Below are 12,881 nucleotides of genomic sequence, written 5' to 3'. Positions count from 1 at the left end.
ATGTTAATTGAACAACTAGAATTAGAAAACATAGGAGCTTATACGGAAAGAAATACCTTCGATCTGTCTATCTCCTCCCCAAAAAAGAAAGTAATTTTAATAGGCGGAGAAAATGGTGCTGGGAAAACAACATTTTTAAATTCCATAAAACTGGGATTATTTGGTTGTTTCGGCTATGGATATAAGACAGAGAATAATGATTACTATAAGCGCGTCCATGGGTATTTAAATGCTTCTGCTCGTAAAGATGAGACAAATCCTTTTAGTATTACAATTACCTTTAGTGAAGTAGAAAATTACAAACGCCATGTTTATACATTCAAAAGATCTTGGAACATTTTAAACAGCGCTATAAAAGAAAAATTCACTGTAAAAAAAGATGGTCATTATTTAAATGATGCTGAAAAAGATATTTTTGAATCAAGACTACGAGAGAATTTCCCGCCTAAATTATTTGATCTATGCTTATTTGATGGCGAAGAAATTTCAAAAATAATAAATGAAAATAAATTATCCTCTTATTTAAAAGAATTATCTACTGTTATATTCAACTTAGATTTATTCCGAAATTTAGAAGGTGATTTGACCAACTATTTACAACAAGAAATTGATCAAGAACATCTTTCTTCTATAGAAAGCGAAATCCTTACCCTTCAGCGTCAAGAGAAAGAACAGTCTTTAAAGATTGAAGATCTTGAAGACACAATTAAAACAGCGCAGCAGCAAATAGAAGAATCAAAAGAATCTTATTCTTTATTGAAAAAAGATTTTGAAACACATGGTGGTTTAATTAAAGAAGAACGTGAAACGTTAAATAGACAAGTATTAGAAATTGAAGCACATCGAAAAGCTAATTCTGAAAAAGTTCGAGAATTTATTCAAACGCTTTTACCTTTCTATCTAAACAAAAACTTATTACTATCTACTAAAAATCAATTACAAAATGAAGAAAAACTATCATTAGCAAACCAATTAACTTCAGAGTTAACTGAAGAGCGCGCTCTTGAATTAGCTAAAAGTTTACCTGGAGTCTCAGCTCCTAATGATTTAGCAGCTGAATTGAGAAAACAAATTTTCAATATTATTAAGCCTAATGATACAGATGTTGAGTATATCCATAGAGTTTCACCAACACAACGCACACAATTCGAAGTAGCGGCACAACAAGTTGAAAGAGAATCTCATGACACATATATTCAATTACTTCTAGAAAATAGAAAAAACTTACTTCAAGCACAAGAACTAAGAAAGAAAATTTCTACTAATGATTCTACAAATGAGTTTGCACAAATGTTAGAAACTATGACTCAAACACAAGAAAAAATCTTTAAGTTAGAAAAAGAAGTAGAAGAAAACTTAAGTATTTTAGAAACTAGACAAGAGGCTTTAGAAACATTAAAAAATACAATCGACTCAAAACAGAATATTGTACAACAAAGCAACAAAACGAGAAATACATTCTTAATTGCCCAAAGCATTATGAAATTAAGTACAGAGTTTCAAATGTTACAACATCAAAAGAAATTACAACAAGTACAAATCGAAGCTACAAAAATGTTGAATAGATTAATGCGTAAACACCAATATATTTCTTCTTTACGCATTGATTCTAGCACGTTTGAAGTAACTTTATATGATAATAATCGTGACCATGTAGCAAAAGAAACATTATCAGCAGGTGAGAAAGAAATTCTCTTACTATCATTAATTTGGGCAATGTTCAAATGTTCTGGTCGTCGTGTTCCATTCATATTCGATACACTTTTAGGCCGCCTTGATCAAACACATAAACATAATATTTTAGTAGATTTCATCCCTGCATGTGGTGAGCAAGTCTTAATCTTGTCAACTAACTCTGAAGTTGATGAAAAACACTATAATTTACTGAAAAACTTTGTATCCCATGGATACTTATTAGAATTTGATACAGAACTACGAAAAGTGAATGTTACAGATCAATATTTCAACTTTAATAAGGAGCAAGCAAAATGAACTACCGTTTAAAGATTTCTAAAAGAGTATCAGATAAACTAAAAGAATTACAAGCTCCTACTAATTTAACACCAAATATTTTAGCTCGTTTAGCAGTTGGATTATCTTTAACTGATCCAACTTTTCCTGAGGTTTTAACAGATAAAGAAGCCGGTGGATTAGAAATCAATCGCCACACATTAACTGGAGAATATGATTTTATTTATAAATGCTTAATCACTCAGCATGCGGGACGTGAAGTATCTGATAATGAATACTTTCCTACCCTATTCAACGCTCACTTAGAACGCGGAATTAACTTATTAGACAGCGAATATAAACATGCTGGAAACAACGAGAAATTCACAATGAACTTGCTAAAATACGGTAAGGAGTGATCTCTATGCTTTATCTTGATAATAGTGCAACAACACAATTATTACCTGAAGTTAAAGAAGTAATGTTACCATATTTACTTGAAGAATTCGGAAATCCTTCAAGTAAATATTACGGATTAGCCCAAAATGCTAAAGACGCTGTTGAAACAGCAAGAAAACATGTAGCTCAATTATTAGGCTGTGAAACTGATGAAGTAATCTTTACTAGTGGTGCTACAGAAAGTAACAACTTTATTTTGAAAGGCATCGCTCATTATCATAAAGATAAAGGCAATCACATTATTACTTCTAAAGTAGAACATCCTTCTATCATAGAAACTTGTAAATTTTTAGAAGCGAATGGCTATACGGTCACATATCTTGATGTAGATCAATATGGCAGAATCAATTTGGAAGAACTAACTAAAGCTATTCAACAAGAAAAAACTCTTCTCGTTTCAATTATGTGGGGCAACAACGAACTTGGTTCTCTAAACCAAATCAATGAGATCGCAAAAATCTGCAAAGAGAATGAAGTATTCTTCCATACAGATGCTACACAAGTAGTTGGAAAAATACAATTCTCTCTTTCAGATATAGACGGTATAAACTTTTTATCCTGCTCTTCTCATAAGTTTCATGGTCCAAAAGGTATTGGGGTAACCATAATAGGTAAAGATAATTTAGGATTACCAATCCAAATCACTCCTCTACTTCACGGTGGTGGACAAGAACGTGATATACGCAGTGGCACACTACCCGTCCATAATATTGTTGGAATGGGAAAAGCTGCAGAAATCGCATATCTTAATTTGGAACAAAACATTTATAAATTAGAGCAACTAGAGAACAAATTAGCTGATATTCTAAAAACCAAATTTCAAAATCATATTGAGTTTAACAATGATATTCAAGATAAAATACCTGGAATATTAAGTGTTATATTTAAAGGTGTAAACAACGAAACGCTTGTGAGGACTCTTGCTCCAGTAGCTGCCGTTTCTACTGGATCGGCTTGTAGCTCAAGTAAACCAAGTCATGTATTACAAGCTATCGGATTATCTATGGATGATTTACGTTCTACTATTAGGTTCTCACTTTCTTCTACTACTAGTTTAGAAGAGTTGGATGTTTTTAATAATCTATAAAGAAAACAGAAAGGCATATCCCTTTCTGTTTTCTTTATTTCCTTACTAACTACTAATCTAGTAATTTTATATCTACGTTAATAGCTCCTCCCTACTTAAAATCACAACTTTCTCTATTTTTAAACACCCATTAAAATATGGTAATATTATATATAAGATATTCCTATACTTCATGCTCATATTAAAGGTGGTAAAAATGAATAAATTAAAAGAACAAGAGCTAGAATTACTAGCAAAAATTTGTAAAGAAAATGAACTATCAACAAAACTAGCATATGACTTATTACGTTCTGCTGAAAAATTTTCATATGAAAACACGAGTGAAAATCATAGAAAAAAAGATTACCTAGATTTAATTGATTTTTATGCAAAATAAAGTAAAGGTGACTACATAATGTTATTTAAAAAACTTATTTTTGATAATTATAAAACGTATTATGGGCATCAAGAAGTTGACTTCTATATCCCAAAAGAGGTACGTGAAGAAGGCGAAAAAAATATTATCTTGTTAGGCGGCCTAAATGGCGCTGGAAAGACTACAATTTTAAAAGCAATTTTATATGTTTTATTCGGAAAAAGAGGATTCTCACCTGCTGAGCATAAACGTGTATTTTCTAATGTTATTAACAATACCTTCTTTGACGAAGGTGGGAGAGATTGTTCTGTAACTCTTGCTATTGAAACGGATAAAAATGAAGAATGGACTCTTAAAGTTAAATGGGGCTTTGATCACAACAAAAGGTTAATTAGTGAAAACCGTGATTTAACTGTGAAAAAGCCTGGTGCAATGATTGGTAAAACTGTACGTATTGATAATATAGATACATTTAATCGCTTTATGGATAAAATGATTCCATATCACGCTGCACCATTTTTCATTTTTGATGGCGAAGAAATTAAAGACATCATTTTACGACAAAATAGTGAGGAAATGAAAGAAGCTATTCACAAAATTACTGGGATGGAAACCTATAAATTATTACTATCTGACCTCTCTTCTATTAAGACTGGCATAGAGAAGAATTTAGCCAAAGCGGTTGACCAAAATAAACTAAAAAGTTTAGATGCCAATTTAAAAGAATACGAAGAGCAAATCCAACATCTAGAAAAGCGAAAAGAACTTATATCTTCTGAACGAAAGAAATTCGACGATCTAATCAATGAAGTGAAAAATGAACGTAATGAAAAAATTACAACTAACTCCAAATCAAGAGAGGTTATTGTAAAAAAACAATCAGGTCTAGCAACTGAGTTACGTCTAGCTAAAGAGCAATTTGAAAACTATTTCAACAATAACGCTATAAACATCATTCTAAAAGAAAAAACTAAAGTACTACAGAACAGGTTAAAATTAGAGTATGATATTCGTCAAAAGAAAATGATACAAGACGCTTCTTTAATGCCTTATGAAAAATTTATGGATGAATTATTAAACCAACCATTCACTCCTCCCCTTTCAAATGAGCAATTAAATCAACTCAAGGAAATCGGAAGAGAAATTTGGGTTAAAGAAAATAATATCGAAAAAGATATATCCGAAGATCACGTAGATATTCACGATATTTCAAATAAAGACTATAACTACCTTGTAAATCTCCCTGCTAGAAATAATAGTTATGTTATAGATTTAATAAATAAAATTGAGAAGCTGAATCTTGAATTAGAGGCATTAGAAATTGAAATTAGAAATGCACCTGAAACGATTGATATTAGCGCAGAAAATGAACGTATTGATATCCTAACTAAAAAATTAGGAGAACTTAACTTAAAATATAAATCAATTATTGCAAAGTTAAATAAAATTAAAGAACAAAGAACAGCCGTTGTAAACCAGCTAACCCGTCTTTCTGATCAAGGTGCAGATTATGATGCTCTAAATAAACGATTAATTTATGTCAAAAAGTTGATTCATACTATGAATTCATATGTACATGAAATGACAAAGTTAAAAGCAAGCTTTATTCGCGAAGAATTTTCTTCAATGTTAAGTCGATTATTCCGTAAACAAGATGAATTTGGAAAAATTGAATTCGATATTTCAACGTATACTGTTAGATTATACAACGATCGTAATCAAGAAATTAGTATTCAAGACCGATCTGCTGGTGAAATGCAAATGATTTCCTCGTCACTAATTTGGGCCCTAACAAAAGCCTCTGATTTAGCTCTTCCTATGGTAATCGATACACCACTAGGACGCTTAGACAGTTATCATCGAAATCATTTAATTAACCATTACTATAAAGAGCTTAGTGAACAAGTAATTATCTTATCTACAGATACAGAAATTACCCAAGACTATATTAATTTCATGCAAGAGCATTCATATAAGCAATACATGCTTGATTATGACCAATCAAAGAAATATACAGTTATCCGCGATGGATATTTTGATTTTATAAAGGTGTGATATTATGGCAAATAGAAGAATGAACCTCTCAGGAACAGGTAAAGAAACCCTTGACCTACTCTGTGAAGTACTTGAGATTGATCGACCACAGGGGATAAAAATTGCGTTAGCAAAAGGTATTGCTAACGCTACAGGAAAAATAAATGATGACTTTAAAGATGGAAAAAACAAATGGACAATCCCAGATAATATTATTAAAGATAAAGAGTTTTTACTCTTTAAACATTTAATTATTAACGAAATGCAAGTTGCTTTAAATGAAGATGAAATCACACAAAGCATACTTTTGTATATAGAATATGGGCTAAAGATCATCAAACAAGAAGTAGACAATTTATCTTCATTAGAAGATTATCGTATTATTGTATTAAACTAAAAGCAAAAGGAACCACCAAAGTGGTTCCTTTTTATATTCTCTCAGATAAAGATATAATATCAACCACCGTTACAGTTGGTTGAGACAATTCACCATTTACTTGTAACACAGGTCCATGTACAATGCATTGACCTTTTTTCAATGTTGAAAGTCTATTCTCCCATTCTTTTTTCTCTGAAGAATCGTTAGATAGACTAGTAGCAATTGTAGAAATCTCTTGTTCTGGCGGCGCAAAATAAACCTTCTGTGAAGCATTTTGTAGCCTTGCTAATTCATCAGTAGCCAATTGAGATTTTAAAAATTGAGTTGCATACCATGCAGACCATCCAAATTTACGTCCTTCTTGTAAAATTCGTGCAGAAGGTGATTTTTCCGTATGATCAAGATTTTGTGCTTCATCCATTATGACAGGCATTGGATTATTTTTATTTCCAAACCTTACGGAATAATTCCAAAGATCCCATAAAACAAATTCTGTAATTATTAATTGAACGTCTCGAGGATATCCAGTCAACTGAATAATAAAAATCTCACCATTACTATCTACAACATCTTTCCAATTTATTGTATTTTCATGGCTAAATGGATTACGATCGATCAGCGGTCTTATTTGAGATAAAGCCGTCTTAGCATAGCTAGAACCATCTTCTTCTAAACATTCTCTAAGCTTTATTAAGCTCATATCTTCTCCATACTTATCCAATCCATTAAGAGTACCTTCATAAATCGCATTTAATTGTTGCACACCTAATGTGCTATATACAGCAGCGAATACACTCTTAATTCTTTCAGCAACATCCGTATTAGATTCCGGAAGCGTAATGCCTCCAATATCCCTTTCATTCTTTTGAAACGGATTAATTGGAAGCTGCTCACTATATACAATCTTTTGTTTTAACTTTGTACCCATTGCTTGTACAAATTCATCTTCTAATTGGTTTGGTAAAAATCCTTCTGTATAGTCAATAACAATACTTGGGATACCTTGCTTCGATTTTTCTAACAATAAGCATTGCATGAAATATGTCTTACCTTGTCCGGATTTACCTGAGATCAACAAATGTCTATTCGCCAACCCTTTATTACCATACTCCCAATAAATCTTTCTATTCGAGTTCTCTGCCTTCCCAATTAGAATTCGAGATTCTTCTAATCCTTGTGGCTCTCTTTCTTTTGTCCCTTCAAGAACTTCTATTGTATTATCGATTTTCTCTTTAGTAACCTCATTAGAATCGATAATTTCAGACTTTGCTTCTACCTCTATATCAGCCTCTAATTCATTTTTTTCTGAGCGAAATGATGATGCACTTTCTATTTCGCTACAGGCACCTGTATATTTATGAGAAAGTAATTCTTCCTTAATAAAATCGCCTTCTGTTTCTTGAATCCAATTCTTCATATCTTCCATTGGTTGTATAAGACCACTATATCCATCAAACTCTGGAAGGCTTAATAAGGTAATCCCTTCATCCAGTTTGGCACTTCTATGATAAGCGTCTCGCTGGAAGGATAAAATTGCTCCTTCACCAATAGATGATTCTATTCCGTTGGAAATTATAAATTGATCTTTCAACAGTTTTTCAACCACTTTATTATTCAATTTATAATTTTTCTCTTCCCAGAATCTACTTTTCAATATTTTATTAGCATTAGAAATATAAAGTTGAGCAAAGAAATTACGATAGAAACGGCTAGCAAAAGAATTAGTTGTTAATGCATCATTGATTAATTTCTTCGTATGTTTAACTTGTTTTCTCGCCTTTTCTAATACATCGTTTTTATTAGCTCCGATTTTTACTTCGACAGGATAAAAATGCATCATTACATCATTCTCTACTTGTTCCAAACCTATTAACAGTAAATCATCACTATGAACACCTTTTACTCCTAAGTTTTTAGCTGTAAATATGCCATCTGCTTTCTTTAAATTAACAGCACCTGCAACTCTTAAAACTTCTTCTAGAGAAATTGGCACCCATAAAATGTCGCGATGTTCAAAATATGCTAAAGAGAATTTTATAGCAGAAATAATACTTAACTTCTCTCTAGAATAATGGCCCTTACTACCAATAACACGAAGTAACCATTCACCATTAAAAGTATTAAATGCTTTAATAGTACTTTCTACATTTTCTTTTTTACTCTCTACTTGTTTTTCCTTTAAAAATTCTTCAATAACAAAATGATATTGTTGCGATTTGTCCGTTACAGTAATAGCATCATATCTACTTGAAGATGAATATTGATCACTATAATGAATAACGACTAGATTTTGCTCGTAATCATTAAAGAACTCCAGATCAAAACTTGGGTCTACAAATGTTACCCAATAAGAAGATTTGAAAATTTCTTCTAGAGTTTCTTCATCAGCACTCGTTGTTCTAGAAAAAATCGCTTCACCTTTTCGATACGTATTATTTCCACCATTATGAAGGTTTGCGCATAATTCATTAAAATAATACGTTGTTTGTGTTAAAAGATTCTCTTCCTCTACAGCATATGCTTTAACACCGAAACCACTCTTATAGTTTTCATTACTCTTCATTGAAGGTACTGTAGTGTATAACCCATCAATTGCTAAACCTGATAACATTTCATCCATAGATTGTAATGCATATCGCTCTTGCGCTTGCATTTTATAGAAAGAAATATGAGCATACTTATATTCTTCGCCCATTTCTTTTTTATAATAAAACAGCTTTTCACGAATAAATCGCAATATATCCTGGGGTTCATGCTGCTGTTTTGCGCCTAAATTAATATTAAATTTTGTTTGAAACTCCTCTACCGATTCTATTCTTGAGAAATTATCAAATGCACTGTCCTGGCCTTCTTCTTTATAAAGTGTAACTTCAACAGCTTTTAAACCTTCAGGCCCTTTTGATCTAATTCTTTCAAGCATCCAATTTACGATACCTCTAAAGGTTTCATGATCGTTTTCAATATTGATTAAATTAATTTGCAACGGTGCCTTAGAGTACTCATTAAATAAATAACCAAAGTGTCCTTCAAACTGCTGAATTTTATCCTCAATTACTTTTGCTAAATATTGATTAGCATCCGATACTGAAACTTGATTAACTGGTTTAAAGTCCATCCACTCTAATGCTATATTCTGATTATCTGGTCTATACAATTGATCTCGCTCATTGTAAATATATGGAACTAACCCATCTGGTTTTAATCGCTGTAAAATACTATTATCTACTTCTTCATTTAAAAGTAAATTATTCAATTTTAATTGGAAAGCGACCATAACTGGATGGAATGGTGTAAATTTAATTACATTATTCCCCATCACTGTCCCTAACTTAAATAAATCTCGTCCACGTTTGCCTGCCTCATGCCCTTCTTCAAAACTTTTAATCTCTTGTATAAAAGCATTCAAATATTCTTCTGCCCTTTTAACTAACTCTTCACTGTAATAACATAAGCTTGGTATACCTTTTTTAATTTTAAAGTAAGTTAAAAATCTACTATAAGCTTCTCTTAATTCATCGCTAATGGACACCTCTTCAGGGACCAATGCATCGGACTCTACTACGGCACATCTAAGTCCATTTTCAATCCATTGGTACTCCCACTCGAATAAGTTTTTATATTCCGGGCTTAAATAGAATTCTCTATTTCCAAAACGCAATCGATTATTTATCCATTCAAAATCTCTTTGCTGCTCACGCTTTAATTTCCAAATTCGCGCGCCATTAATGGGAGTAGATTCCGGTAACTCATTTTTCAATATAAATGGAATGATTGTTCCATTCTCCGTCAAGCGAATGTTAACTCGCATCTCTTCTTCATCATTATACGCTTCTGGTTGAGGGAGAATAGTAAGTTCATCATCTACGCTACAATCAATAGTTGCATTTTCCTCATAGACTTCCATTGATTTTTTGTTATAGCCTTGTCCAAATGAAAGCTCATTATCTTCATGCTGAAGTTCAATCAGGCACTTATTAGGAGCTATCAAATATGTTGTTTTAAAAGCATCTAATACATATGGGTCAATTGGTAGTACCACAATAAATAGTTCTACACCTAAAGTTGATTTATCATCATGCTTATAAGACAACCTAACAAATGTAGGTTGATTACTCTCTGTTTTTATAACCGCACTAAGGTTTATTTTCCCTACCGATACTTCTACATTTTTCTTAAACTTCGGAGGTACTTTTACGTATTTATTCGATAAACTTTTAACATTTCCACCTTGAATTGAAAATGCCACATTTAAATGTACTTCTTCCTTACCTTCTGGATTAAATATAACTAAGTGTCTTTTTCTTTCTCCTGCTGCGGTTTCCTTTTGAGGTCTATCCCAAAAGTGCAATCCTTCTTTAACTGTCAACTCTTTTAAATTGATTGATGCCTTTTTATGAAGATCTAAATAATCTTGATGGAATCGATTAACATCAGCAAAGTTAATTTCTTGCCAATCTTCACGTTTTAATTTACTAGCTCCCTCAGGGGTGAACTTTTTTTCTAATTCTTCTGCGCCTAAACCAAAGTCATGAATTTTCCTAACAAATTCATATAATTCTCTATTCGCACTTAAACGTTCTTTTTGTTTATTCCCTTTAAAAGTAGCTAATTCTTCGTCTTTAAAAACTGCAAATTTTTGATAGTCTTTATCTTCTATCGTACCCTTTGCAAGAGTAGAAAAAATTTCTTCAAACTCAAAAAAAGTAACTTGTTGATGTGCCTGTTCTTGCTTAATCATCTCCATGTTTTCTATAAGGATAATTTGTGCAGTTTTATCCAACATACTGCTTTCAATTTCTTGTCTTAATCCCTTTACTATAGAATTAGGATGCAACGGCATTCCATCCTTTTGAAGATCACTACTTCCACCTTGAATTGAATCCAACTGCTCTGAAACTATACTCAATAAAGCTGTATCTTTCCATACACCTTTTTGTTCACCGACTTGATTTCGTAAAGTAACTAAGAAATCTGGTTTAACATTTTCATTTGTATAGGCAATAACAAGTTGAACATTTTGTATTTCAACTGAAAATGTTTTATACGGTTCACCTAATTCATGTTTATATACAAATTGTTTAACATTTTTCTGCTCTTGGAATGCTTCTACTAAATTCTCTACATCCTCTACTTTATCTAGCTGTAAATAAAATCTATCACCGGCTTTTATTGAACGATTTTTAAAATCCCCCAATAACAACTCACATATATAATTATAAAATTCGTTTGACATACTGTGCATCACCACTATCACTTTTTTTATCTAGAATATTATGAGAATCAAATAGCTCGATAATCATCTTTTTCGAATGACGATCAAAAGCTACTCCCCTTTTTGAAAATTCCTCAAACAAACGATTTAACGGCATTCTCTCTTCTTTTACACATACAGCTGTTAAGAGTAACAGCATTTCATGACTCATATTAAAAACAGCCCCTATGCTGCCTCGATTTTTCAGAAAAACATCTGCCCCTAAATCTTCAATGTTCTCTCCAAACTTTTTACATGCATCTGTATTCATTCCCTCTTTTAGACAACTAAACAATGTTTTAAAAACCTCAGATATATCTTCTGGTGCATCTTTAGGTGTTACTCGCTTTGCCCAAAGCTCACTATATTTATTAATCCATTGTTTACTATCTGTTAAAAATTGCTCTGAAACATCCAATCCTTTTTCATTTATTAAATCTTTTAAGTATCTATAATTCATAAATTGAAAACTTTGCTTTTCATCCGCTTCTTCATCTTGAAGCTCGTTATAACTTAATTGAGACATCGTGTGTATATGCACAAATAAATTTGGTGCTTTATCTTTTATTCTTCTAAATCCTTCTAGGTCATCCACAGCTTTTCTTCTCTTACTAATAGATTCCCATTCTAAAGCGAAATATAAAGGATTAGAATGCGTATAATCCGCTTCATCAAATTGTTCAAACTTCACAACTAATTGACAAACATACATAAAGCTATAAAAATGCGTAAGTAATGGGAAAGATTTCAAGAAGTAATCTTTATATTGACTTAAAAATAGCAAGTCTTCCTGGTAGAAATTCGCTAAAAATCCCATTAAAGGTTGATATTGTTTGACCGGATCTTTAGCTGGAATATCTAATTTATTTAATATGAGTTCTGTTAATATATCTTCACTTTCCTTATTCTTAAATATAGAACTGATACTTACTTCATCATGAACTAGCGCATCTTTTATAAATTGCCCATATTTCGGTAAATCTTTCTTCTCTTTAGGTGTAGCCATATAGTTAAATAAATATGGATGGATAGGTTTAATTTTATTATCTTGACCAAATAAATATTGATTTAAAAATCGGTCTAAATCATATTCCGCTTCCTGCGTATACTCAATTTCTTCCATAATTTGATCTACAAAAGGGTTTCTAGAGGAAAACAAGTCCTCTTCTTCACTACTCTTCTTATCAACTAGGCGTAAACCACAAACATTTCGGACGTACTCACCTAAAACTTCATTAAAATTTCCACGTATTGATTTCGTTCTTTTTGTAACAAATGGTAAAATATCTACAACTTTACCAACATCATGCTTGTTATTCCCCAATAACTGTTCTAATTTATCTATTTTTAATAGTGTATCCATTAA

Annotated in this window: 8 protein-coding genes; 6 read left to right on the top strand and 2 right to left on the bottom strand. The window is 31.8% G+C overall.

What is annotated here, in order from left to right:
• From dndD (DN407_RS04765) to DN407_RS04740, 6 genes are all read left to right on the top strand, one after another.
• On the top strand, positions 1–1,992 hold the full coding sequence (gene dndD, locus DN407_RS04765; protein ID WP_098450249.1) for a DNA sulfur modification protein DndD: 1,992 nt from the start codon (positions 1–3) through the stop codon (positions 1,990–1,992).
• A complete protein-coding gene (gene dndE / locus DN407_RS04760) occupies positions 1,989–2,369 on the top strand; it encodes a DNA sulfur modification protein DndE (protein ID WP_001109533.1) in 381 nt (126 codons plus the stop codon). Before dndD (DN407_RS04765) ends, dndE begins: the two co-directional genes overlap by 4 nt.
• Before the next feature lie 5 nt (positions 2,370–2,374).
• Positions 2,375–3,496 (top strand): cysteine desulfurase DndA, encoded by a 1,122-nt coding sequence (dndA, locus tag DN407_RS04755; RefSeq protein WP_000966084.1) that lies wholly within the window; start codon positions 2,375–2,377, stop codon positions 3,494–3,496.
• A 196-nt stretch (positions 3,497–3,692) separates the two neighbouring features.
• Positions 3,693–3,872: a DNA modification system-associated small protein gene (locus DN407_RS04750; RefSeq protein WP_001037504.1), complete on the top strand. Its 180-nt coding sequence runs from the start codon at positions 3,693–3,695 to the stop codon at positions 3,870–3,872.
• An 18-nt stretch (positions 3,873–3,890) separates the two neighbouring features.
• Positions 3,891–5,906, top strand: coding sequence for a DNA sulfur modification protein DndD (dndD, locus tag DN407_RS04745; RefSeq protein ID WP_065704738.1), 2,016 nt, complete (start codon positions 3,891–3,893; stop codon positions 5,904–5,906).
• A 4-nt stretch (positions 5,907–5,910) separates the two neighbouring features.
• Positions 5,911–6,282 (top strand): hypothetical protein, encoded by a 372-nt coding sequence (locus tag DN407_RS04740; RefSeq protein WP_000013616.1) that lies wholly within the window; start codon positions 5,911–5,913, stop codon positions 6,280–6,282.
• A 31-nt stretch (positions 6,283–6,313) separates the two neighbouring features.
• Here DN407_RS04740 and dptH read toward each other — a convergent pair whose 3' ends face one another.
• Positions 6,314–11,497, bottom strand: coding sequence for a DNA phosphorothioation-dependent restriction protein DptH (gene dptH, locus DN407_RS04735; RefSeq protein ID WP_149216057.1), 5,184 nt, complete (start codon positions 11,495–11,497; stop codon positions 6,314–6,316).
• Positions 11,478–12,878 carry a DNA phosphorothioation-dependent restriction protein DptG gene (gene dptG / locus DN407_RS04730; protein ID WP_149216056.1) on the bottom strand — a complete coding sequence of 467 codons (1,401 nt, stop codon included), beginning with the start codon at positions 12,876–12,878 and terminating at the stop codon, positions 11,478–11,480. Before dptG ends, dptH begins: the two co-directional genes overlap by 20 nt.
• Positions 12,879–12,881 lie beyond the last annotated feature (3 nt).

The organism is Bacillus sp. JAS24-2 (genome assembly GCF_008274905.1).
Lineage (GTDB): Bacteria > Bacillota > Bacilli > Bacillales > Bacillaceae_G > Bacillus_A > Bacillus_A cereus.
Note: the sequence above shows the minus strand (reverse complement) of the source record. Positions and strands in the feature narration are given on the sequence as shown.